Raw genomic sequence first — 23,708 nt, 5'->3', positions numbered from 1 at the left:
CGAGATGAACAATGATCCGAGCCAGCCCCCAGGAACGCCCGTGAGCACCCCCAGCGCCACCGCACCCACGACGCAGCAAGCGCCCGCACCCCCGGGTGGCGCCCCGGGCCGCCTCGGCTCGCTCGGACCCGTCGGGCTGGTGCTGGCCGGCGGGATCTCGGTCCAGTTCGGCGGGGCGCTCGCGGTGACCCTGATGCCGAGGGCCGGCGCGCTCGGCGTCGTCACACTGCGGCTTCTCGCGGCGGCCGGGGTCCTCCTGGTGGTCTGCCGGCCCCGGCTGCGCGGCCACTCGCGCACCGACTGGGGCACGGTGGTCGTCTTCGGCATCACCATGGGCGCGATGAACGGCCTCTTCTACGAGGCGGTCGCCCGCATTCCGCTGGGCCCCGCGGTCACCCTCGAAGTCCTCGGCCCGCTGGCCCTGTCCGTCCTGGCGTCCCGTCGTGCGATCAACGCGGTGTGGGCGGGTCTCGCCCTCGCGGGCGTCTTCCTGCTCGGCGGCGGAGGCTTCGGCGACCTCGACCCCACCGGTGTCGCCTTCGCCCTGGGGGCCGGCACCATGTGGGCGGCCTATATCGTCTTCAGCGCCCGTACGGGCCGACGCTTCCCGCAGGCGGACGGACTGGCCCTCGCGATGGCCGTGGCGGCCCTGCTCTTCCTGCCCCTGGGCATCGCCGAGGCAGGTACCCGTCTCCTCGACCCCACCACCGTCGCCCTCGGCTCGGCGGTGGCCCTGCTCTCCTCGGTGCTGCCCTACACCCTCGAACTCCTGGCCCTGCGCCGCCTGCCCGCCTCCACCTTCGCCATCCTGATGAGCCTCGAACCGGCCATCGCGGCCACGGCCGGCTTCCTCATCCTCGGCCAGGCCCTGTCCGCCACGGAGGCCGCCGCGATCGCCCTGGTCATCGCGGCGAGCATCGGCGCGGTGCGGACCCAGGTGGGCCGGGGGAAGGTCCGGGCGCAGACGCCGGAGGCCTGACGCACGCCTGCCGGCCGGGCTCGGCCGCTCGGCCTCTCCCACCCCCGGTCAGTGGGCCTTCTCCCACACCGACACGTGCTGCCGGCTCTCGCTCGTGAACGGCTCCCTGCTCCAGCCGTCCCACCGCTCGCGCAGCCGCAGCCCCGCGAGCCGGGCCATCAGATCCAGCTCCGCCGGCCACACGTACCGGAACGGAACGGACAGGTACGTGGCATGGCCGTCCACCACCCGCACATGGTGCGAGCTCATCGACTGCGTCGCCAACTTCCTGCTCCAGCAGCGCTGCCTGCAGGACTGTCGGCAACGCCAATGTCCGCGTGGTCTACCCCGGTACCGGAGCACCTGGTGAGACGATCTTCGACACCCATATCTCGGGCGGGGTCAAGGGCGCGGGCGGTATAGGCGCGGGCACCCCCCGGGCCAGTGGCGAAGGCGAGGGCGAGGGCGGCGGCGGCAAGCGGGGCGGCGGCGGCCGCCTCGGCGGGAAACTGCTCGGCGGCGCGGGCGTCCTGGGCGACTTGCTCTTCATCTGGGAGGGCGCGAAGACCCTGGAACGCGGATGCGACGATGTGGTGGTCCAATGCGGGCCGCCGCCGACCGCCTGAGGCCCGGCCACCGCCCCACCCGACGACGACACGACAAGAACAGCATGGGCAAACAGCGCATGACCGTCTGCATCCCGCCGCTCGGCGGCCCCGCCGACCCCCAAGCCCTGCGCCGGGCGATCGGGGAAGCCATGGCGCCGTACTACTACGACCGTGAGCCCATCCCGCACCCCGGCTGGGTGGGCGAGTGGGACTACTGGTACGTCTCCGGCTCCAACTGCCCCTTTGCGGTTCTCCCCGGTCACGAGGACGACCCCCGGCTGGTCCGGTACGACGAGTGGGAGAAGTCGTCGGAGGAACTGCCCCTGGACCGTTGCCACGGCGGGCCCCGGGCCCTTCTCGACCTCGACACTGACCGGAGGGCCGTCGCGGACGAGGCCGCCAGGAGGTGGGACGGTTGGGTACGGTTCGCCGCCGGCCACCCCCCGGCGCTGCCCGTCGGCCCCTATCTCGATCGGGCGTACCTCGACCCGGTGGGCTACCCCGAGCAGCGTGCCCGGGCCGAGTACGCCTCCCAGCCGCTGATCCGGGCCGTGCTCGAGGACCCGGAGCTGGCGGATCGGTTCCCGTACGACCCGATCGGCTACTTCGGCCCCGACCGGGAGGCGTTCGTGGCGGACCGCGTCGCAGAGGTGCTGCCCACCCCCGCCCTGCTCACGCTGGACGGCCGGTGGGTCGAGTACGGCGGACCGGACTACCGCCGGGAGTTCAACGCCTACCTCGACGCCCTGCCGCCCGAGACGATGGTGGTCAGGGTGCTGTACCACTCGTAACCACTCGTGGGCACCGCCGCGTGCCAGAGACCAACTGATCAGCCCCCGTCGGCTCCCGGCGGGGGCTGATCAGTTGGCGGGCTCAAGCCGCGGAAACAAATTCATGCAAGCATGCTTGATTGTTTCTCGGGCCGCTGCCATGCTCCCTGCCATGGCCGACCCGACGCCCGTCATCGACGACCTGCGTGCCGAAAGCGACGAACTCGACCTGCTCGTAGCCGAGTTGAGTACCGAGCGGTGGGGGCTTCCGACTCCCGCGCCCGGCTGGACCGTCGCTCACCAGATCGCGCACCTCGCCTGGACCGACCGCTCGGCGCTGCTGGCCGTCACCGACGCCGACGCCTTCCAGGCCCTGGTGGAGAAGGCGCTCACCCGCCCCGACTCGTTCGTCGACGAAGGGGCGGAGGAGGGTGCTCAGCTCCCGGCCGCAGAGCTGCTGTCGACGTGGCGCGAGGGGCGCGCCGCCCTGGACACGGCCCTCCGCGAGGCGCCACCCGGCGCCCGATTCCCCTGGTACGGCCCACCCATGTCCGCCGCCTCCATGGCCACCGCCCGGCTCATGGAGACTTGGGCCCACGCACTGGATGTCGCCGACGCCCTCGGTGTGGTGCGCCACCCCTCCGACCGCCTCCGGCATGTGGCCCGGCTCGGCGTGCGGACCCGCGACTTCGCCTTCGGGGTGCACGGACTCACTCCGCCGGCCGAGGAGTTCCGTGTCGAACTGACCGCGCCCTCCGGCGCCCTGTGGACCTACGGCCCCGAAGACGCCCCGCAACGCGTCACCGGTCCCGCCCTCGACTTCTGCCTCCTGGTCACCCAGCGCGCCCACCGCGCCGACCTCGCCCTCCATGCCGAGGGCCCGGACGCCGACCCCTGGCTCGACATCGCGCAGGCCTTCGCGGGCCCACCCGGCACCGGGCGCCCGCCGAAGGAGGGCAGCCGGTGAGCCCGTTGCGCATCGGCAACTTCTCCGGGTTCTACGGCGACCGCGCGGACGCCCTGCGCGAGATGCTCACGGGCGGCGAGGTCGACGTCCTCACCGGCGACTATCTCGCCGAGCTGACCATGCTGATCCTCGGCCGGGACCGGCTGAAGGACCCGGCCGCCGGGTACGCCCGTACCTTCCTGCGGCAGCTGGAGGACTGCCTCGGTCTCGCCCACGAGCGCGGGGTGCGGATCGTCACCAACGCGGGCGGTCTGAGTCCGGCCGGTCTCGCCGCCGCCGTACGGCAGTTGGCCGAGCGGCTCGGTATCCCGGTGCGGGTCGCCCACGTCGAGGGTGACGACCTCACCGCCGAGTATCCCGGCGCCCTCGCCGCCCACGCCTACCTCGGAGGCTTCGGTATCGCCGAGTGCCTGCGGGCCGGCGCCGACGTCGTGATCACCGGGCGGGTGACCGACGCGGCGCTCGTCACCGGGCCCGCCGCCGCCCACTTCGGCTGGCAGCCGGGGGAGTACGACCGCCTCGCCGGGGCCGTCGTCGCCGGGCATGTGCTGGAGTGCGGGACACAGGCGACCGGCGGGAACTACTCCTTCTTCCGCGAGGGTGACGTACGCCGTCCCGGCTTCCCGCTCGCCGAGATCCACGCCGACGGCAGCAGTGTCATCACCAAGCACCCAGGCACCGGCGGCTTCGTGGACGTCGGCACGGTCACCGCGCAGCTGCTCTACGAGACCGGCGGCGCCCGGTACCTCGGCCCCGACGTCACCACCCGGCTGGACACCGTACGGCTGAGCCAGGACGGGCCGGACCGGGTGCGCGTGCAGGGCGTGCGCGGGGAGGCACCCCCGCCGACCCTCAAGGTAGGGCTCAACCGGCTCGGCGGCTTCCGCAACGAGGTCGCCTTCGTTCTCACCGGGCTCGACATCGAGGCCAAGGCGGATCTCGTGCGGGAGCAGCTGGGCGACGTGCTCGCCAAGTCGCCGCTCACGGAGGTCCGTTGGGACCTCGTCCGCACCGACCGGGCCGACGCCGACACCGAGGAGACGGCCGGCGCGCTGTTGCGGCTCGTCGTACGGGACCCGGACCAGCAGGTTGTCGGGCGTGCGCTGAGCGGAGCCGCCATCGAGCTGGCGCTGGCCAGCTACCCCGGGTTCCATGTGCTGGCGCCACCTGGAAAGGGCGCACCTTATGGGGTCTTCGAGGATGTGTACGTCCCCCATGGTGCCGTCGACCATGTGGCGGTCCTCCATGACGGGCGTCGGGTGACCGTGGCACCGGCCCAGGACACCCTCGTCGCCGACGACCTGCCGCAACCGCCGCTCCCGGAGCGGCTTCCGCCCGGGCCCGTCCGCCGCGCCCCTCTCGGCCTGGTCGCCGGGGCCCGCAGCGGGGACAAGGGCGGGAACGCCAACGTGGGGGTGTGGGCGCGGTCGGAGGAGGCCTGGCGGTGGCTCGTCCACGAGCTGACCGTGGACCGGTTCCGGCAGCTGATCCCCGAGAGCCGGGAGCTGCCCGTCACCCGGCACGTGCTCCCGAACCTCCGCGCCCTCAACTTCGTCGTGACCGGCATCCTCGGTGCCGGCGTCGCCGCCCAGCACCGCTTCGATCCGCAGGCCAAGGCTCTCGGCGAATGGCTGCGCTCCCGCCACCTGGACATCCCGGAGGCCCTGCTGTGACCGTTCTCGAGACGGCCCTGGACACCCAGCATCCCGACTACCAGGCCCACCGCGAGGCCATGCTCGCCAAGCTCGCCGGCCTGGAGGCCGAGCACGCCAAGGCGCTCGCGGGCGGCGGTGAGAAGTACGTCCAGCGGCACCGGAAGCGGGGCAAGCTGCTCGCCCGCGAACGCATCGAGCTGCTCCTCGACCCCGACACCCCCTTCCTGGAGCTGTCGCCGCTGGCCGCCTGGGGCAGCGACTACACGGTCGGTGCCTCCCTGGTCACCGGGATCGGCGTGGTCGCGGGCGTGGAGTGCCTGATCACCGCCAACGACCCGACCGTGCGCGGCGGCGCCAGCAACCCCTGGAGCCTGAAGAAGGCCCTGCGCGCCAACGACATCGCGCTCGCCAACCGGCTGCCCTGCATCAGCCTGGTGGAGTCCGGAGGCGCCGATCTGCCGTCCCAGAAGGAGATCTTCATTCCCGGCGGTGCCATCTTCCGGGACCTCACCCGGCTGTCCGCCGCCGGCATCCCCACCGTCGCCGTCGTCTTCGGCAACTCCACCGCAGGCGGGGCGTACGTCCCCGGCATGTCCGACCACGTGATCATGGTCAAGGAGCGGGCGAAGGTGTTCCTGGGCGGCCCGCCGCTGGTGAAGATGGCGACCGGCGAGGAGAGTGACGACGAATCGCTCGGCGGTGCCGAGATGCACGCGCGCGTGTCGGGTCTCGCCGACTACTTCGCCGTGGACGAGCAGGACGCCCTGCGCCAGGCCCGCCGGGTCGTCGCCCGCCTCAACCACCGCAAGGCACACGGCGATCCGGGCCCGGCGGCCCCGCCCAAGTACGACGAGGACGAACTGCTCGGCATCGTCCCGGGCGACCTGAAGATCCCCTTCGACCCGCGCGAGGTCATCGCCCGCCTGGTCGACGCCTCCGACTTCGACGAGTTCAAGCCGCTGTACGGGACGAGCCTCACGACCGGCTGGGCAAGCCTGCACGGCTATCCGGTCGGCATCCTGGCGAACGCCCAGGGTGTCCTGTTCAGCGCGGAGTCGCAGAAGGCCGCCCAGTTCATCCAGCTCGCCAACCAGCGCGACATCCCGCTTCTGTTCCTCCACAACACCACCGGCTACATGGTCGGCAGGGAGTACGAGCAGGGCGGGATCATCAAGCACGGCGCGATGATGATCAACGCGGTGAGCAACAGCAGGGTCCCGCATCTGTCGGTGCTGATGGGCGCGTCGTACGGCGCCGGCCACTACGGCATGTGCGGTCGGGCCTACGACCCCCGCTTCCTGTTCGCCTGGCCCAGCGCCAAGTCGGCCGTCATGGGCCCGCAGCAGCTCGCGGGCGTGCTGTCGATCGTCGCCCGGCAGTCGGCGGCGGCGAAGGGGCAGCCGTACGACGAGGACGCGGACGCGGCCCTGCGCGCCATGGTGGAGCAGCAGATCGAGTCCGAGTCGCTGCCGATGTTCCTGTCCGGGCGGTTGTACGACGACGGCGTCATCGACCCGCGCGACACCCGCACCGTCCTCGGCCTGTGCCTGTCCGCGATCCACACCGCCCCCTACGAGGGCGCGCGCGGCGGCTTCGGCGTCTTCCGGATGTGAGGCTCATGATTTCGACTCTGCTGGCCGCCAACCGGGGCGAGATCGCCTGCCGGATCTTCCGCACCTGCGGCGAGCTGGGAATCCGGACCGTCGCCGTGCACTCGGACGCCGACGAGAACGCGCTCCACGCGCGCGAGGCCGACACGGCGGTACGGCTGCCGGGGGCGACGCCCGCCGAGACGTATCTGCGCGGCGACCTGATCGTGAAGGCGGCGCTCGCCGCTGGCGCGGACGCCGTGCACCCCGGGTACGGCTTCCTCTCCGAGAACCCCGAGTTCGCCCGCGCCGTCCTCGACGCCGGCCTGGTCTGGATCGGTCCGCCGCCGGAGGCGATCGAGGCGATGGCGTCCAAGACGCGCGCCAAGGAGCTGATGGGGATCGCGCCCCTGGGCGAGGTCACGGAGGCCGACCTGCCGGTGCTGGTGAAGGCGGCGGCGGGCGGCGGCGGGCGCGGGATGCGGATCGTGCGCCGTCTGGAGGGCCTGCGGGCCGCGCTGGAGGGTGCGCGCGCCGAGGCCGCGAGCGCCTTCGGCGACGGCGAGGTCTTCGTCGAGCCGTACGTCGAGGACGGCCGCCACGTCGAAGTGCAGGTCCTCGCGGACACCCACGGCACGGTGTGGACCCTCGGCACCCGCGACTGCTCGCTCCAGCGCCGCCACCAGAAGGTGATCGAGGAGGCCCCGGCACCGGGTCTGACCTCCCGCCTCACCGAGGAGCTGCACACGCTGGCCGTACGCGCGGCCCGGGCCGTCTCCTACGTCGGCGCCGGCACGGTCGAGTTCCTGGTCGCCGACGGCAGGGCCCACTTCCTGGAGATGAACACCCGCCTCCAGGTCGAACATCCCGTCACGGAAGAGGTCTTCGGCCTCGACCTGGTCGCCGAGCAGCTGCGCATCGCCGAGGGCCATCCCCTGCCGGCCGACCCGCCCCGCGCGCGGGGCCACGCCGTCGAAGCCCGCCTGTACGCCGAGGACCCCGCCCACGACTGGGCCCCGCAGACCGGCGTGCTGCACCGCCTCGCCGTACCCGCCGGCGTCCGCCTCGACACGGGCTACACCGATGGCGACACCATCGGCGTCCACTACGACCCGATGCTCGCCAAGATCGTCGCCCACGCCCCCACGCGCGCGGAGGCGGTCCGCAAACTCGCGGGCGCCCTGGAGCGAACCGCGCTCCACGGGCCGGTCACCAACCGCGACCTGCTCGTCCGCTCCCTGCGGCACCCCGAATTCGCCGACGGCCGCATGGACACCGGCTTCTACGGCCGCCACCTCGCCGAACTGACCGTCCCGGCCCCCGACCCGCACGCCCCCCTGGCCGCCGCCCTCGCCGACGCCCACGGCCGCTCCCGCTTCGGCGGCTGGCGCAATGTGCCCTCGCAGCCGCAGGTCAAGCGGTACGAGATGGCGGGGCAGGAGCACGAGGTGCGCTACCGGCACACCCGGCAGGGCCTCGCGGCCGACGGCGTCCGGGTCGTGCACGCCGACGCGCGACTGGTCGTGCTCGACGTGGACGGCGTACAACGCCGCTTCGAGGTCGCACGCTACGGCGACCGGGTCCACGTCAACGCCACCGCCCTGACGGCCCTGCCCCGGTTCCCCGACCCGACGACCCAGCACGCACCGGGCTCCCTGCTGGCCCCGATGCCGGGCACGGTCGTGCGCATCGCCGAGGGCCTGACCGAGGGCACCGCCGTACAGGCCGGACAGCCCCTGGTCTGGCTCGAGGCGATGAAGATGCAGCACCAGATCTCGGCACCCGTCACGGGCACCCTCAGCGCTCTGCACGCCACAGCCGGACAACAGGTGGAGCCAGGAACGCTGCTGGCGGTCGTACAAGAACTCTAGGAGTCACATGACCCTCATCGAGTCCGAAGAGCACAAGGCCCTCCGGTCCGCGGTCGCCGCCCTCGGCAAGCGCTACGGCCGCGACTACCTCACCCGCACCATCGCGGAGGGCCGCCACCCCACCGAACTCTGGTCGGAGGCGGGCAAACTCGGCTACCTCGGCGTCAACCTCCCCGAGGAGTACGGCGGCGGAGGCGGCGGTGTCTCGGAACTGTCCATAGTCCTGGAGGAGTTGGGAGCGGCAGGCTCCCCCCTGCTCATGCTCGTCGTCTCACCGGCCATCTGCGGCACCGTGATCTCCCGCTTCGGCACGCAGGACCAGAAACGAACCTGGCTCCCCGGCATCGCCGACGGCACCCGCACCATGGCCTTCGGCATCACCGAACCCGACGCCGGCTCCAACTCCCACCGCATCACCACCACCGCCCGCAAGGACGGCCCCGACTGGCTCCTGACCGGCCGCAAGGTCTTCGTCTCCGGCGTGGACCAGGCGGACGCCACCCTCATCGTCGGCCGCACCGAGGACGCCCGCACCGGCACCCTCAAGCCCTGCCTCTTCATCGTCCCGCGTGACGCCGAAGGCTTCGCACGGCACCCCATCGACATGGAACTCAACGCCGCCGAGAAGCAGTTCGAGCTGGTGCTGGACGACGTACGGCTGCCCGCCGACGCGCTCGTCGGTGGGGGCCCCTCCCACGCTGTCGGCCGTGGGGGAGAGGACGCCGGCCTGCTGCAGCTGTTCGCCGGCCTCAACCCCGAGCGGATCATGACGGCGGCCTTCGCGATCGGCATGGGCCGCTACGCACTCTCCAAGGCGATCGAGTACGCCCGCGACCGTACCGTCTGGAAGGCCCCGATCGGCGCCCACCAGGCGATCGCGCATCCCCTGGCGCAGGCGCACATCGACCTGGAACTGGCCAGGCTGATGATGCAGAAGGCGGCCCATCTGTACGACGCCGGCGACGACATCGGCGCCGGCGAGGCGGCCAACATGGCCAAGTACGCGGCCGGGGAGGCCTGTGTGAAGGCCGTCGACCAGGCCGTGCACACCCTCGGCGGCAACGGCCTCACGCGCGAGTTCGGACTCGCCTCGTTGATAACGGCCGCACGCGTGGCTCGTATTGCTCCGGTGAGCCGGGAGATGATTCTCAACTACGTTTCCCACCAGACCCTGGGCCTGCCCAAGTCCTACTAGGCCGCCGCAGCCGCTTGGAGGAACCGTGTTCCGCAGCGCGTACGCAGACGTCCCGCCCGTAGAACTCCCCATCCACGAGGCCGTCCTGGGCCGTGCCGCCCACTTCGGTGAGCGGCCCGCCCTGATCGACGGCACGGACGGAACCACCCTCACGTACGAGCAGGTGGACCGGTTCCACCGGCGCCTCGCCGCCGCCCTCGCCGACGCCGGGGTCCGCAAGGGCGACGTCCTCGCCCTGCACAGCCCCAACACGATCACCTTCCCGACCGCCTTCTACGCGGCCACGCGCGCGGGTGCCTCCGTCACCACCGTGCACCCGCTCGCCACCCCCGAGGAGTTCGCCAAGCAGCTCCGCGACAGCGCGGCCCGCTGGGTCATCACCGTCTCCCCGCTGCTGGAGTCCGCCCGCCGGGCCGCCGAACTCGCGGGCGGAGTGGGGGAGATATTCGTGTGCGACAGCGCTCCCGGGCACCGCTCGCTCATCGACATGCTCGCCACCACCGCACCCGAACCGCAGATCGCCCTCGACCCGGCCGAGGACATCGCCGCGCTGCCGTACTCCTCCGGCACCACCGGCGTTCCCAAGGGCGTGATGCTCACCCACCGGCAGATCGCCACCAACCTCGCCCAGCTCGAACCAGCCGTCCCGGCCGGCCCCGGTGACCGCATCCTCGCCGTGCTGCCGTTCTTCCACATCTACGGCCTGACCGCGCTGATGAACGCGCCCCTGCGCAAGGGCGCCACCGTCGTCGTCCTGCCCCGCTTCGACCTCGAGACCTTCCTCGCGGCCATCGAGAACCACCGCATCACCGGCCTGTACGTCGCCCCGCCGATCGTCCTCGCCCTCGCCAAGCACCCCGCGGTCGCCCGCTACGACCTCTCCTCCCTGAAATACGTCATCAGCGCCGCCGCCCCGCTGGACGCCAAGCTCGCCGCCGCCTGCGCTGAACGCCTCGGCCTGCCCCCGATCGGCCAGGCCTACGGCATGACGGAGCTGTCGCCCGGCACCCACATCGTCCCGCTGGAAGCCCTGCACCAGGCGCCTCCCGGCACGGTCGGCAAGCTCGTCGCAGGCACCGAGATGCGGATCGTCTCCCTCGACGACCCCGGGAAGGACCTCGCCACCGGGGAGCCCGGCGAGATCCTGATCCGCGGCCCGCAGGTGATGAAGGGCTACCTCGGCCGCCCCGACGCGACCGCCGCCATGATCGACCCCGAGGGCTGGCTGCACACCGGCGACGTCGGCCATGTGGACGAGGACGGCTGGCTCTTCGTCGTCGACCGCGTGAAGGAACTCATCAAGTACAAGGGGTTCCAGGTGGCCCCCGCCGAACTGGAGGCCCTGCTGCTCACCCACCCCGGCATCGCCGACGCGGCCGTCATCGGCACCTACAACGACGACGGCAACGAGGTCCCGCACGCCTTCGTCGTCCGCCAGCCCACCGCCGACGGCCTCAGCGAGAACGAGATCATGCTGTACGTCGCCGAACGCGTCGCCCCCTACAAACGCGTCCGCCAGGTCACCTTCATCGAGGGCGTGCCCCGCGCCGCCTCGGGCAAGATCCTGCGCCGGCAGCTCAGGGAGCACACATGAGCGCACTGATCGGACGCACGCGCGCGCGTGCCGTCGAAACCCTCAGCCTCGACGCGGCCGGCACCCGCAACGCCCTGTCCGCCGCGCTCGTCGCCGAACTCGCCGCCGCCCTCACCGACTGCGGCAAGGACCCGGACGTACGCGCCGTCGTCCTCACCCACACCGGCACCACCTTCTGCGCCGGAGCCGACCTGCGCGACCCGCCCGACCCCGAAGCCCTGGTCGGTCTGCTCCGCCGGCTCGTGGAGCTGCCCAAACCCGTGGTAGCCCGGATCACCGGACACGTCCGCGCGGGCGGCCTCGGCCTCCTGGGCGCCTGCGACATCGCCGCCGCCGCCACCGGCGCCACCTTCGCCTTCACCGAGGTCCGCATCGGCGTGGCCCCCGCGGTGATCTCCCTGCCGGTGTTCCCGCGCGCCGACCCCCGCGCGCTGGCCCGCTACTACCTCACCGGCGAACGCTTCTCCCCCGTCGAGGCGGTACGCACAGGCCTCCTCACCGTCACCGCCGACGACGTGGACGAAGCCCTCGCCCCGATCCTGGACGGCCTGCGCCGTTCCTCCCCCGAGGCCCTGGCCGAGACGAAACAGCTGCTCACGGCTAGGGTGCTGGAGACGTTCGACCGGGACGCGGCGGAGCTGACCGCGCTCTCGGCCCGGCTGTTCGCCTCCGCCCAGGCCCGGGAGGGGATGACGGCCTTCCTGGAAAGACGGGATGCGGCATGGGTGGTGTGAGTACGGCGGAACGCGACCGCGTACCCAAGCAGGACCGCAGCCGCGCCACCCGGCAGCGGCTCCTGGAGGCCGCCGTGGCCTGCCTGGCCGAACACGGCTGGGCGGGCTCCACGGTCGCGGTCGTCGCCGAACGCGCCGGAGTCTCCCGCGGCGCCGCCCAGCACCACTTCCCGACCCGCGAGGACCTGTTCACGGCGGCCGTCGAATACGTCGCCGAAGAGCGCTCCACCGCGCTCAGGGCACTGTTCCCGGACGGCGCCGCCGACCGTCGTGCCGTCGTCTGCGCCCTCGTCGACCTCTACACCGGCCCCCTCTTCCGCGCCGCCCTGCACCTGTGGGTCGCCGCCTGTGACGAGGACCAGCTGCGCCCCCGCGTGACCGAGCTGGAGGCCCGCGTCGGCCGTGAGACGCACCGCATCGCCGTCGAGCTGCTCGGCGCCGACGAGTCCCGCCCCGGCGTCCGGGAGACCGTCCAGGGCCTGCTCGACATGGCCCGCGGCCTGGGCCTCGCCAACCTCCTCACCGACGACACCGCCCGCCGCGAGCGCGTAGTGGCCCAGTGGGCGGCGCTGCTGGAGGACGCGCTCGGCTGAGGGGGCCACCACGGGGGCGCGTTACCCTTGGGCCCATGCCTCCGATGCTCGTTCGCCGCCGCCGCGTGGACTACGTGCGCGTCACGAGCACGGGCTGTCGGCCTTCGGCCTGAAATCAGCCCCTTTTTTTCCCCTTTCTTACGGCATCCTGGGCGCCGCCCTACCCTCGGCGGCCTGCCCGTGGCCCACACACCCTGTGGACGCACCCATGACGACGCACACCGCGACGACCCCGTCGTACGACCAGCTCCCCATCATCGACCTGTCGGCCGCCGACCGCGGCCCCCGGGCCCGGGCCCTGCTCCACGCCCAACTGCACAGCGCCGCCCACGACGTCGGCTTCTTCCAGCTCGTCGGACACGGCGTGACCCCGGCCGAGACCGCCGCGCTGCTCACCGCCATGCGCGCCTTCTTCGACCTGCCCGAGGCCGACCGGCTGGCCCTCGACAACGTCAACTCCCCGCACTTCCGGGGCTACACCCGCACCGGCGACGAGCGCACCCGCGGCGCCCGCGACTGGCGCGACCAGCTCGACATAGGCGCCGAACGCCCCGCCCACGTCCCCGGCCCGGGCGAGCCGCCGTACTGGTGGCTGGAGGGCCCCAACCAGTGGCCGGCCGCCCTGCCCGAGCTGCGCACCGCCGCCCTGGCCTGGATCGCCAAGCTGAGCGCGGTCGCCCAGCGCCTCCTGCGCGAACTCCTCACCGCCATCGGCGCCCCCGCCGACTTCTACGGCCCCGTCTTCGGCGAGCACGCCCACCCGCACCTCAAGCTCGTCCGCTACCCGGGCAGCGCCGGCGACGGCACCGACCAGGGCGTCGGCGCCCACAAGGACTACGGCTTCCTCACCCTGCTCCTGCAGGACACCGTCGGCGGCCTCCAGGTCCAGCGCGAGGACGGCCGCTTCCACGACGTGCCCCCGCTGGACGGCGCCTTCGTCGTCAACCTCGGCGAACTCCTGGAGGTGGCGACCAACGGCTACCTGATCGCCACCAACCACCGCGTGATCAGCCCGCCCGGAGCGACGGAACGCTTCTCGGTCCCGTTCTTCTACAACCCCCGCCTGGACGCACGGGTCGAGCCCCTGCCCTTCCCGCACGCCTCGACGGCCCCCGGCATCACCACCGACCCGGCCAACCCCCTGTTCGCCGAGTACGGCTACAACGAACTGAAGGGCAAGCTCAGGGCACACCCGCTGGTCGCGGAACGGCATCACACGCACTTGCTCACCGCGGCGTGATCAACCCCTGGGGGCGCGGGGCCGCACCATACGCGGCTCCGCCGGGTGGGCTCGACCGGCCACGACGGATCCTCAGCCGCCCGCGGCCCCAGCGATCCCTTCAGCGGGCGATGTCCGCGTACCCCTCGATCTCCTGCGGACGACGCGCCCCCGGCCCCACATACCGAGCAGAAGGCCGCACCAGCCGCCCCGTCCGCTTCTGCTCCAGAATGTGCGCGGACCAACCAGCGGTCCTCGCACACGTGAACATCGACGTGAACATGTGCGCCGGCACCTCGGCGAAGTCCAGCATGATGGCGGCCCAGAACTCCACGTTCGTGGCCAGCACCCGATCCGGCCGGCGGTTGTGCAGCTCCTCCAGCGCGGCCTTCTCCAGCGCCTCGGCGATCTCGAACCGCGGAGCACCCAGCTCCCGCGCCGTACGCCGCAGAACCCGCGCCCGCGGATCCTCGGCCCGGTACACCCGGTGCCCGAACCCCATCAGCCGCTCACCACGGTCCAGGGCCTGCTTGACGTACCCCTCCGCGTCACCGGTCCGCTCGATCTCCTCGATCATGCCGAGGACCCGGGAGGGCGCGCCGCCGTGCAGCGGTCCGGACATGGCACCCACCGCTCCGGACAGCGCGGCCGCGACGTCCGCGCCGGTGGAGGCGATGACCCGCGCGGTGAAGGTGGAGGCGTTCATGCCGTGTTCGGCGGCCGACGTCCAGTACGCGTCGACGGCCGCGACATGCTTCGGATCCGGCTCACCCCGCCAGCGGATCATGAACCGCTCGACCACCGACTGCGCCTTGTCGATCTCACGTTGGGGCACCATCGGCAGCCCCTGCCCGCGCGCGGACTGGGCGACGTACGACAGTGCCATGACGGCGGCGCGGGCGAGGTCCGCGCGGGCCTGGGCCTCGTCGATGTCGAGCAGTGGTTTCAGGCCCCAGACCGGGGCGAGCATGGCGAGTGCGGACTGCACGTCCACGCGGATGTCACCGGAGTGCACCGGGATCGGGAACGGCTCGGCGGGCGGCAGGCCGGGGTTGAAGGCGCCGTCTACCAGCAACCCCCACACGTTCCCGAAGGAGACGTGGCCGACGAGGTCCTCGATGTCGACGCCGCGGTAGCGCAGGGCGCCGCCTTCCTTGTCGGGTTCGGCGATCTCCGTCTCGAACGCGACGACTCCTTCGAGCCCGGGTACGAAATCGGACATCAGGCGGCTCCTAGTGAATGTTCGGCGGCGGTCACCCCGGTGATGCCCTGATCGGCCGGTGGTCACCCAATCCGCAAGGGGAACCAGCACGATAACCCCCAGTGCCATAGTTGGGGAGACCACGCGACACTGAGTGCCACGCTCGTTCGATACGGCAGGATGACCGCGTGACCGACCGCGAACCCAGCCTCGACCCGCTCGTCGATCCCGCCGCCATGCGCAAGCAGTACCGGGCCGCCGGTCTCGACGAGAAGGACCTCCCGGCGCACCCGATGGACCAGTTCGCCGGCTGGTTCGAGGACGCCGCCCGTGCGGCCCTGCACGGCACGCTCTACGAGCCCAACGCGATGGTCGTCTCCACGGCGGACGCACGCGGCCGGCCCAGCTCCCGCACGGTCCTGATGAAGCACTACGACACCGAGGGCTTCGTCTTCTACACCAACTACGACTCCCGCAAGGCCCGCGATCTGGCGGAGAACCCGTACGTCTCGCTGCTCTTCCCATGGCATCCGATCGCCCGCCAGGTGATCGTCACGGGCGTCGCCCGCCGAACCGACGGGGACGAGACCGCCGCCTACTTCCGCACCCGCCCGCACGGCTCCCAACTGGGCGCCTGGGCCAGCGCGCAGTCCTCGGTGATCACATCCCGCGACGAACTGGACGCCGCCTATGCCGAGCTGGGCGCCCGCTATCCGGAGGGCGAGCAGGTACCGGTCCCGCCGCACTGGGGCGGTTTCCGGGTCGCGCCGGAGACGGTCGAGTTCTGGCAGGGCCGGGAGAACCGCCTGCACGACCGGCTGCGCTACGTGGCGCGGCCGGACGGCGCCTGGGACGTGGAGCGGCTCAGCCCCTGAGGGTCCCGCGCCCTCCCCGCACGCAGACGACCCGCGAGCTCGGTTCCTCCGCCTGCTCGGCGGGGGAGCCGGCCGGACGTACCGGCGAGCTCGCGGGTCGGGTGACTGCGTTGGATTAGGCCGGCTGCGTGTCGATCGCACACGCTGGTCCGGCACCGCACATGGTGTGGTGGCGAGCCGCTAGCCCGCAGCCACCTCGCGCGTCCGGGTTTCACTCATTTACCCGATCACCTCCCTTCTACGTAACCGCCACCCTAAGGAGCTGCCGGGCGGGGCTCAACTGTTTTTTCGCAGGACGATCCGCCGGTCCTCGTCCTACGGTTCCGTCCATGACCGATCTTCGAATCGAACCCGTGGGAGACGACCACGAGCTCGCCCGGTGGCGGCACGTCCACAACGTGGTCGTGCCGCCCGCCGCCATGTCGCTGGACGATGCCAGGGAGCGGCTCGGGCGGTACCGGCTGGAGAACGCGTACCTCGGTGATGTGCTCGTCGGCTGCTCCACCGTCCGGCCGCCGGCCGGCGAGGACGCCGTCGCGACGGTCATCGCGCGTGTGCTGCCCGGGTTCCGGCGGCGCGGCTTCGGTACGGCCCTGTACGAGAAGGGGCTCGCCCACGCGCACGGGCTGGGCGCGAAGGCGGTCGAGACGTGCGTGCTCGCCGTGAACGAGGACGGGCTGCGGTTCGCCGAGCGGTGCGGGTTCGTGGAGATCGACCGGTATGCACTGGACGGGGAGAGCGACGAGTGGGTCGACCTGCGTCTGGGGCGGGATTCCGGCGCCGGGCATTGATTCCTGCAATCTTGCGGGAACAGGATGTGGGCTGCATCACGTTCGAGTTGAATGAAGGCCAGTGAGCGAACCGAGCGCCGCACGTGCGCGGACGCAGCCTCCAGGGGGTCCAGGTGAGTGCTTCCCGGCGGAGTGGGACCACCGACGAGCTGGGGCCGGACGAGCCCGAGCGGGACGGCCCGCACGGCTCCGACGGTCCCGACGATCCGGCTCCGGAGGAGTCCGGCGGCTCCGATCTGCTCGCCGCACTGCTCGACGGCATGGACGCGGCCCTGTGCGCCCTCGACGCGGACGGCGTGGTGACGCACTGGAACCGCGAGGCGGAGCGCATCCTGGGCTGGACCGCGGCCGAGGCGGTGGGGCGGCACGGGTTCGCGGGGTGGGCGGTGCGCAGCGCCGACGCCGAGGAGGTCCACGCCCGTCTGATGTCCGCCATGCACGCGCCCGGCCGGCAGGTCCACGAGTTCGCCCTCGTCACGAAGGACGGCGGCCGGGTTCTGGTGCGGACCCAGTCCGCTGCCGTACGCGGACCCGACGGGGAGCCGGCGGGTGTGTACTGCGCGTTCAGCGAGGTGCACGCGCAGATCGACCTCGAGCGGTCCATCGCGCTCAGCGAGGCGTTGTTCGAGGACGCGTCCTGGGGTGTCGTCCTGGTCGACGCCGATCTGCGGCCGGCCGTCGTCAACGGGTATGCGGCGCGGGCCCTGGGCATCGGGCGTACGTCCGCGCTCGGGCGGCCGCTCGGCGATCTGCTCGCGCAGGGCGTGGAGGAGCTGGAGAGCGCGCTCACGCACGTCCTGGCGGAGGGTGCGCCGCCCGCGCCCGCCGAGATGTGGGTGACCGTGCGCACGTCGTCCGAGGGCGAGAAGCGGCGCTGCTGGCGCAGCGGGTTCCTGCGGCTGGCCTCGCCGCTGGCCGAGGAGCCCGTGCCGCTCGGGGTGGGCTGGCTGTTCCAGGACGTCACGGAGGCCAAGCAGGGTGAGCAGGAGGCGGCCCTGCTGCGCTTCCGCACCAATCAGCTGCACCGCGCGGCCCGTGCCGCCGCCGAGTGCGAGGATCCGGCGGAGGCGGCCGTCGTGCAGCTGGACTTCGCGCTCGCCGGCTTCGCCGATCACGCGCTGCTCGACCGCCTTGCGGGCGCTCCGCGCGCGGAGGGCGACGATGCGGTTCCGGTGCGGCTGGTGCGGATCGCCGCCACGCCTGCCGGAGCTCCGGGACCCAGCCTGGTCACGGGCGCGGCCGGGCTGCCGCTGCGCTACGAGGAGGGGCACCCGGCGCTGAGCTGCGTCGAGCGGGCCGGAACCGTGCGCGCGGACGCGGGGTCGGTGCCGGCCGAGCGGGCGCGCGCGTGGGCGCTGGCGCGGCAGTGGCCCGGCGACGCGGTGCACGCGCTGTGCGCGGTGCTGCGCAGCCGGGGCCGGACGCTGGGCGTGGTCACGTTCCTGCGGGGGGCGGGGCGCAGCCGTTTCGCGCGTGTGGACGCGGCCTACGCGGAGGACGTGGCCCTGCGGATCGCGGCGGCGCTGGACCTGGCGGAGGCGGTGCGGGAGAAGCCGGGGGAGTAGGCCCTTCGCCGTCCCAGGTCCTGCCCGGCGGATCGGACGGGCTCCGGGCAACGGTGTCCTGTCGGCACGGGTGAGCGCGCCATGCCCCGCGATTCCGGCATGATCCGCCGGACAGGCCCTTAGGGCCCTTCTGATGGACCCTGGTGCCGGTAGAAGATCCGGTCTCCGTACTCGGTCATGATCCGGGCGTTCCAGTCGTGGCCGCCGTCGACGTTGCCGGAGCGCAGCAGCGGGGGCTCGATGCCGCGGTCGGCCAGGGCGGCGGCCGTGGTGGCCATGACGGCCTGCATCAGGGCGGCGGTGACCACGGTGGAGGCCGGGGCGAAGGGTGCCGGGATGGTGTCGAGGGTGAGTTCCGCGTCGCCGACCGCGATTCTCGAGTCCAGGACGAGGTCGCAGTGGTCCTTCAGGAAGGTGCCGGAGGCGTGCCGGGACGTGGTCTGCGAGGCGTAGGCCACCGACGTCACGCCGATGACCTTCACGCCGAGGGCGCGGGCGCCGCGGGCCATTTCCACGGGCAGGGCGTTGCGGCCGGACAGGGAGATGATCACGAGGGCGTCGCCGGCGCGCAGGGGCGAGGTGTCCAGGACGGCGCTCGCGAGTCCGTCGACGCGTTCCAGGGCGGAGCCGAGGGTGGCCGGGGTGACGTCGACGCCGACGACGCCGGGGACGGCGAGCAGGTTCATCAGGGCGAGTCCGCCGGCGCGGTAGACGACGTCCTGGGCGGCCAGCGAGGAGTGCCCGGCGCCGAAGGCGAACAGGCGGCCGCTCGCGGCGACGGTGTCGGCGAGCAGGGTGCCGGCCGCGTTGATCGCCTCGGCCTCCTCCTCCCGGACCCGTTGCAGCAGGCCGATGGCGGCGTCGAAGAACAGGTCGGCAGGCGTGCCGTCGCTCATGCGGTGCCCCTTCGCAGCGTCTGTGTCGCGGATCACCGTGCGGTCTGGACCAGTGCGGTGTCAATACGGCCGCCGCAACGCCTGGGGGCGCGGGGAACTGCGCGGCCGGCCCCTGGCGGCCGCCCCCGGAAACCGTCCGCGGCCCCGGGCGGCCGCCCCCGGAACCGTCCGCGGCCGCCAGGGAGCCGCCCCCGTTTCCCCGGTACCGCACGCTTGTCAGTGGGATCCGGCAGAATTGAGGCCAGGGCCAGCGCACGCGCCGGGCTTCCGGCAGAGGTAATCGAGGGGCACGTATGTCCGGACTGATCGACACCACGGAGATGTATCTCCGCACCATCCTCGAGCTCGAAGAGGAAGGCGTCGTCCCCATGCGCGCCCGCATCGCGGAGCGGCTCGACCAGAGTGGGCCGACGGTGAGCCAGACGGTGGCGCGCATGGAGCGCGACGGGCTGGTCTCGGTGGCCAGCGACCGGCATCTGGAGCTGACCGACGAGGGCCGCCGGCTGGCCACGCGGGTGATGCGCAAGCACCGCCTCGCGGAGTGTCTGCTGGTCGACGTGATCGGCCTGGAGTGGGAGCAGGTGCACGCGGAGGCGTGCCGCTGGGAGCACGTGATGAGCGAGGCCGTGGAGCGCAGGGTCCTGGAGCTCCTGCGGCACCCGACCGAGTCGCCGTACGGCAACCCGATCCCGGGTCTGGAGGAGCTGGGCGAGAAGGACTTGGCCGATCCGTTCCTGGACGAGGGCATGGTGTCGCTGGCCGACCTGGACCCGGGCACCGACGGCAAGACCGTCGTGGTCCGCCGCATCGGCGAGCCGATCCAGACGGACGCCCAGCTGATGTACACGCTGCGGCGGGCGGGCGTGCAGCCCGGCTCGGTCGTGAGCGTGACGGAGTCGGCAGGCGGGGTGCTGGTGGGCAGCGGTGGCGAGGCGGCCGAGCTGGAGGCGGACGTCGCCTCGCACGTGTTCGTCGCCAAGCGCTGAGCGGGAGAGGGCCCCGGCGCCGTGTGGCGCCGGGGCCTGTCCTCCCCTGTGCTGACCCGGAGCCCCGAGCTCTCAGGGTCATCCCCCTCGGACCGTTTTTCCCCGAGCGGTCCGCCTCCCGCCAGAAAGATCCCCTCGGCGGCGGCGATCATTCCTTGAGGGGTGTCACTCGAATGAGGGGTGTTGTCCGCAGAGGAAGTATTTTCGAATAGGTATTCGATAGTCTGCGGCGGCAAGCAGCACGGCAGCACGACGGCGACAACGGCAGTACACCGGTACGAGGCGGGCGGAGCTGGGGGGTGCCAGACCGATGGCACGGCGTATCGATGTGACGGGAGCGGGCGGGGTGCGCCTGGCCGCCTGGGAGTTCGCGGACCCGCCCAAACCGGAGGCGGAGCCCGGCGCCCCTGGCGTGCTGTTACTCCACGGCCTGATGGGCCGTGCCTCGCACTGGGCGTCCACCGCCCGCTGGCTCGCCGAGCGCCACCGCGCGGTCGCGCTCGACCAGCGCGGCCACGGCCGGAGCGACAAGCCCGCACAGGCCGCCTACACCCGCGAGGCCTACGTCGAGGACGCCGAGGCCGCCCTCGAACAGCTCGGCCTGGCCCCCGCCGTCGTCATCGGCCATGCCATGGGCGCGCTCACCGCCTGGCAACTCGCCGCGAAACGGCCCGACCTGGTGCGCGGCCTGATCATCTGCGACATGCGGGCCTCCGCGCTCGGCGCGGCCTCCCAGCGCGAGTGGGCCGAGTGGTTCCGGTCCTGGCCCGTCCCCTTCGCCACCCTCGCCGACGTCCGCAAGTGGTTCGGCGAGGACGATCCCTGGGTGGAGCGGCCGAGCCCCGCCCGGGGCGCTTTCTACGCCGAGGTCATGCACGAGTCCGCCGACGGCTGGCGCCCCGTCTTCGAGCCGGAGGAGATGCTCCGGACCAGGGAGAGCTGGGTGTACGACGCGCACTGGGAGGAATTGGCTCAGGTCCAGTGCCCCGCGCTCGTCGTTCGGGGCCTCGACGGTGAGTTGGGGCGGGCCGAGGCGCAGGAGATGGTGCGGGTGTTGCCTCTCGGCGAGTACGCCGAGGTCGCCGATGCCGGCCACCTCGTCCACTACGACCAGCCGTCGGCCTGGCGGGCGGCCGTCGAACCGTTCCTGGAGCGGGTTCTGTTGGCCTGAGGGCAGCTCGCCCGGGCCGTGGAAGGCGCCCTCAGCCCTTGCTCACCGCGGTCAGGATCTCCGGCAGGCGGGCCGCCGTTCGCGGTGCCGCGAGCCTCAGGCCCAGGAACGTGATCGTCGCCCCGTACCCCGCTCCCGTCGGCAGCAGCGCCCAGCTCCACGCGTCCCCTCCCGCGCTCACGTTCAGCCAGATCGTGAGGACGATGACGGGGGAGCACAGCAGGGCCGCCGCGACCATGCCGCCGAAGATGGAGATCCAGGCGAGGCCGGCCTGACCGGGTGCCACGTTCTTGTGGCCCTCCTGGGGGATGGAGTACGGGAAGCGGGCCGAGGTCCAGGCGCCGGTGGCCAGCATCGCTCCGAGCAGCGCGAGGGACAGTCCCAGCACCTCCGGCAGCCGGGGCCAGTCGCCGAGCAGGGCCGTCGTCAGGACGGTCACGAGCGTGGCGTACGGCAGGGTGATCACCAGCAGGGCCAGCGCCCGTCCGCGCAGCTCGGCGTACGCGTCCCGGGCCGAGGAGATCGTCAGGGCCACCATCCAGAAGGCGGAGGTGTCCTGCCCGAACTGGTTGTACATCTGGATGCCGAGCATGCCGGCGGCGAAGCACGCGAAGTAGACGGAGCCGGTGCCCTGCACCGCGTTGAACACCGGCACGATCAGCCCGATGGCCAGCGAGGTCACCCATGCGGCCTTGGTCTTCGGGTCGCGCCAGAGGTAGCGCAGGGTGCGCTCCATGACCGTGCCCGTGCGCCCGCCCGGCAGCAGCCGCACGGACCCGCCCGCGAAGGCACGCTCCCGGGCCCCGGCGTCGGGGGCCTGCAGGGTGGAACCGTCCGGCGACGTCATCAGCCGGTTCAGGCTCCGCGCCCATACGACGATCAGCAGCGCCAACCCGGCCACCGCCGACAGAAGTTGGCCGGCCGCCGCGCCGTACGCCCCCTCGCTCGCCGACCGCACCGCCCCCACCGCCGACGCCGGCGGCGCCCAGGACAGCACGTCCGCGACCGGCTGCAGCTGTCCGAGTCCCGAGGAACCCAGCCGCTGCGCACCGAAGTTGACGAGCTGGGCCCCGACCGCGATCACCAGGCCGCTCAGCACGGCCAGATCGCGGCCCTTCCTGCTGGTCAACAGCCGTACGTTGGCGGCGGCGACGGCCCGCGCGAGCGCCACGCAGACCAGCAGCGCGAGGACGGCCGCGGCGACGGCGATGACGTACCCCGCCGTGCCGTGCGCCACCGACAGGACGCAGCCCACCAGCACCAGCAGCGTGAACACGGGCCCGATGCCGACCAGTGAGGCCGCCAGCATGGCCCGGACCAGCGGCCGGGGCCGCAGCGGCAGCATCACCAGGCGGGTCGGGTCCAGGGTCTCGTCACCGCTCGGGAAGAACAGCGGCATCACGGCCCAGCCCAGCGCCAGCACGGCCGTGCCCGGCACGGCGACGGCCTCGGCGTGCGCATGGCCGTGCAGCGCCAGCAGGCCCAGCAGTTGCAGTAGCGCGAACAGCAGCGCGACGACGGCCGAGGCGACGAAGGCGGCCCGGCGGCCCGCAGACTGCCTGAGGCCGTTCCGCAGCAGCGACAGCTTCAGGCGTACGACGGTGGAGGTCACGCTCGTCATCGGGCCGCCCTACCGCCCAGCCAGTCCAGATCGGACCCGGCGTCCCGGCCGTGCGCCCCCACCAGCTCCAGGAAGGCGGCCTGCAGCGTGGGATGCTCCCCGCGCACCTCGACCAAGGGCCCGGTGGCGCGGATGCGTCCCGCCGCCAGCACCGCCACCCAGTCGCACAGCGACTCGACCAGCTCCATCACGTGCGAGGAGAAGACGACGGTGGCCCCGGAGGCGGTGTACCGCTCCAGCACTCCTCGGATCGTCTGCGCGGACACCGGGTCGACGCCCTCGAACGGCTCGTCCAGGAAAAGCACCTCGGGATTGTGGAGGAGGGCGGCGGCGAGCCCGATCTTCTTGCGCATGCCGGTCGAGTAGTCGACGACGAGCTTGTGCTGCGCCCCGGCCAGGTCGAGCACGTCCAGCAGTTGCGTGGCCCGCTTGTCGACCTCGGAGCCGGGCAGCCCCCGCAGCCGCCCCGAGTACCCGAGCAGCTCCCGTCCCGAGAGCCGTTCGAACAGCCGCAGCCCCTCGGGCAGCACCCCGATCCGGGCCTTGACGGCCACCGGATCCCGCCACACGTCGTGCCCGACGACCTCGACGGACCCCTGATCGGGGCGCAGCAACCCGGTCACCATGGAGAGCGTGGTGGTCTTCCCGGCCCCGTTGGGGCCGACGAGCCCGATGAACTTCCCGGCGGGCAGATCGAGATCGATCCCGCCCACGGCAACCTGCTGCCCGAATTGTTTCCAGAGTCCCCGCACACGCACCGCAGCCTCGGTCATGCACCGAACCCTACGGCGACCGCCAGGTCCTCAGGGGCGGGGGCCTGTGCTCGTCATGCGGCTCCGCCGCGTGGGC

At 72.5% G+C, this 23,708-nt stretch carries 21 protein-coding genes and 1 pseudogene; 17 read left to right on the top strand and 5 right to left on the bottom strand.

Features of this window, described 5'->3' with window-relative positions:
• Positions 1 to 4: 4 nt before the first annotated feature.
• Positions 5 to 979, top strand: coding sequence for an EamA family transporter (locus tag ACFZDC_RS29820; protein WP_391328884.1), 975 nt, complete (start codon positions 5 to 7; stop codon positions 977 to 979).
• 48 nt (positions 980 to 1,027) lie between these two features.
• Here ACFZDC_RS29820 and ACFZDC_RS29815 read toward each other — a convergent pair.
• Positions 1,028 to 1,243: pseudogene (locus tag ACFZDC_RS29815) on the bottom strand (SAM-dependent methyltransferase); the annotation flags it as partial.
• Positions 1,244 to 1,296: 53 nt separating this feature from the next.
• Between ACFZDC_RS29815 and ACFZDC_RS29810 the strand changes: the two are divergent.
• From ACFZDC_RS29810 to ACFZDC_RS29760, 11 genes are all read left to right on the top strand, one after another.
• Positions 1,297 to 1,584 carry a hypothetical protein gene (locus tag ACFZDC_RS29810; RefSeq protein ID WP_391328883.1) on the top strand — a complete coding sequence of 96 codons (288 nt, stop codon included), beginning with the start codon at positions 1,297 to 1,299 and terminating at the stop codon, positions 1,582 to 1,584.
• A 44-nt stretch (positions 1,585 to 1,628) separates the two neighbouring features.
• Positions 1,629 to 2,357 (top strand): hypothetical protein, encoded by a 729-nt coding sequence (locus ACFZDC_RS29805; protein WP_391328882.1) that lies wholly within the window; start codon positions 1,629 to 1,631, stop codon positions 2,355 to 2,357.
• A 151-nt stretch (positions 2,358 to 2,508) separates the two neighbouring features.
• Entirely contained in the window at positions 2,509 to 3,303 is a 795-nt protein-coding gene (locus ACFZDC_RS29800) for a TIGR03084 family metal-binding protein (RefSeq protein ID WP_391328881.1), read from the top strand.
• Complete coding sequence (locus ACFZDC_RS29795; RefSeq protein WP_391328880.1) at positions 3,300 to 4,976, top strand: acyclic terpene utilization AtuA family protein; 1,677 nt, start codon at positions 3,300 to 3,302, stop codon at positions 4,974 to 4,976. The genes ACFZDC_RS29800 and ACFZDC_RS29795 overlap by 4 nt, the downstream gene beginning before the upstream one ends.
• On the top strand, positions 4,973 to 6,571 hold the full coding sequence (locus ACFZDC_RS29790; RefSeq protein ID WP_391328878.1) for a carboxyl transferase domain-containing protein: 1,599 nt from the start codon (positions 4,973 to 4,975) through the stop codon (positions 6,569 to 6,571). Before ACFZDC_RS29795 ends, ACFZDC_RS29790 begins: the two co-directional genes overlap by 4 nt.
• 5 nt (positions 6,572 to 6,576) lie before the next feature.
• Positions 6,577 to 8,418, top strand: a complete 1,842-nt coding sequence (locus ACFZDC_RS29785; RefSeq protein WP_391328876.1) for a biotin carboxylase N-terminal domain-containing protein — start codon at positions 6,577 to 6,579, stop codon at positions 8,416 to 8,418.
• A gap of 7 nt (positions 8,419 to 8,425) precedes the next feature.
• The gene (locus tag ACFZDC_RS29780; protein WP_391328874.1) at positions 8,426 to 9,613 is read left to right on the top strand and encodes an acyl-CoA dehydrogenase family protein; all 1,188 of its coding nucleotides are present in this window, start codon (positions 8,426 to 8,428) and stop codon (positions 9,611 to 9,613) included.
• A 25-nt stretch (positions 9,614 to 9,638) separates the two neighbouring features.
• Positions 9,639 to 11,207 carry an AMP-binding protein gene (locus ACFZDC_RS29775; protein ID WP_391328872.1) on the top strand — a complete coding sequence of 523 codons (1,569 nt, stop codon included), beginning with the start codon at positions 9,639 to 9,641 and terminating at the stop codon, positions 11,205 to 11,207.
• Positions 11,204 to 11,941: an enoyl-CoA hydratase family protein gene (locus ACFZDC_RS29770; RefSeq protein ID WP_391328870.1), complete on the top strand. Its 738-nt coding sequence runs from the start codon at positions 11,204 to 11,206 to the stop codon at positions 11,939 to 11,941. The genes ACFZDC_RS29775 and ACFZDC_RS29770 overlap by 4 nt, the downstream gene beginning before the upstream one ends.
• Positions 11,929 to 12,534, top strand: coding sequence for a TetR family transcriptional regulator (locus ACFZDC_RS29765; protein ID WP_391328868.1), 606 nt, complete (start codon positions 11,929 to 11,931; stop codon positions 12,532 to 12,534). Before ACFZDC_RS29770 ends, ACFZDC_RS29765 begins: the two co-directional genes overlap by 13 nt.
• A gap of 208 nt (positions 12,535 to 12,742) precedes the next feature.
• A complete protein-coding gene (locus ACFZDC_RS29760; protein WP_391328866.1) occupies positions 12,743 to 13,774 on the top strand; it encodes a 2-oxoglutarate and iron-dependent oxygenase domain-containing protein in 1,032 nt (343 codons plus the stop codon).
• A 100-nt stretch (positions 13,775 to 13,874) separates the two neighbouring features.
• Here the strand turns inward: ACFZDC_RS29760 and ACFZDC_RS29755 are convergent, their stop codons facing one another.
• Entirely contained in the window at positions 13,875 to 14,975 is a 1,101-nt protein-coding gene (locus tag ACFZDC_RS29755; protein ID WP_391328864.1) for a citrate synthase, read from the bottom strand.
• A gap of 167 nt (positions 14,976 to 15,142) precedes the next feature.
• Between ACFZDC_RS29755 and pdxH the strand changes: the two genes are divergently transcribed.
• The 3 genes from pdxH (at position 15,143) to ACFZDC_RS29740 (ending at position 18,185) form a co-directional block, all read left to right on the top strand.
• On the top strand, positions 15,143 to 15,829 hold the full coding sequence (gene pdxH / locus ACFZDC_RS29750) for a pyridoxamine 5'-phosphate oxidase (protein WP_391328862.1): 687 nt from the start codon (positions 15,143 to 15,145) through the stop codon (positions 15,827 to 15,829).
• Positions 15,830 to 16,158: 329 nt separating this feature from the next.
• Positions 16,159 to 16,620, top strand: a complete 462-nt coding sequence (locus ACFZDC_RS29745; protein ID WP_391328860.1) for a GNAT family N-acetyltransferase — start codon at positions 16,159 to 16,161, stop codon at positions 16,618 to 16,620.
• 113 nt (positions 16,621 to 16,733) lie between these two features.
• Positions 16,734 to 18,185, top strand: a complete 1,452-nt coding sequence (locus tag ACFZDC_RS29740) for a PAS domain-containing protein (protein ID WP_391328858.1) — start codon at positions 16,734 to 16,736, stop codon at positions 18,183 to 18,185.
• 119 nt (positions 18,186 to 18,304) lie between these two features.
• Here the strand turns inward: ACFZDC_RS29740 and ACFZDC_RS29735 are convergent, their stop codons facing one another.
• Positions 18,305 to 19,081 (bottom strand): sugar isomerase domain-containing protein, encoded by a 777-nt coding sequence (locus ACFZDC_RS29735; protein ID WP_391328856.1) that lies wholly within the window; start codon positions 19,079 to 19,081, stop codon positions 18,305 to 18,307.
• A gap of 293 nt (positions 19,082 to 19,374) precedes the next feature.
• On the opposite strand from ACFZDC_RS29735, the gene ACFZDC_RS29730 reads away from it, so the two are divergent.
• Both ACFZDC_RS29730 and ACFZDC_RS29725 read left to right on the top strand, forming a co-directional pair.
• Positions 19,375 to 20,067 carry an iron dependent repressor, metal binding and dimerization domain protein gene (locus tag ACFZDC_RS29730; RefSeq protein ID WP_391328854.1) on the top strand — a complete coding sequence of 231 codons (693 nt, stop codon included), beginning with the start codon at positions 19,375 to 19,377 and terminating at the stop codon, positions 20,065 to 20,067.
• Positions 20,068 to 20,377: 310 nt separating this feature from the next.
• A complete protein-coding gene (locus ACFZDC_RS29725) occupies positions 20,378 to 21,238 on the top strand; it encodes an alpha/beta fold hydrolase (RefSeq protein WP_391328852.1) in 861 nt (286 codons plus the stop codon).
• Positions 21,239 to 21,269: 31 nt separating this feature from the next.
• Here the strand turns inward: ACFZDC_RS29725 and ACFZDC_RS29720 are convergent, their stop codons facing one another.
• Both ACFZDC_RS29720 and ACFZDC_RS29715 read right to left on the bottom strand, forming a co-directional pair.
• Entirely contained in the window at positions 21,270 to 22,859 is a 1,590-nt protein-coding gene (locus tag ACFZDC_RS29720) for a transporter (protein WP_391328850.1), read from the bottom strand.
• Entirely contained in the window at positions 22,856 to 23,632 is a 777-nt protein-coding gene (locus tag ACFZDC_RS29715) for an ATP-binding cassette domain-containing protein (protein WP_391328848.1), read from the bottom strand. Before ACFZDC_RS29715 ends, ACFZDC_RS29720 begins: the two co-directional genes overlap by 4 nt.
• Positions 23,633 to 23,708 lie beyond the last annotated feature (76 nt).

Source organism: Streptomyces sp. NPDC007905 (genome assembly GCF_042959345.1).
Taxonomy (GTDB): domain Bacteria; phylum Actinomycetota; class Actinomycetes; order Streptomycetales; family Streptomycetaceae; genus Streptomyces.
Note: the sequence above shows the minus strand (reverse complement) of the source record. Positions and strands in the feature narration are given on the sequence as shown.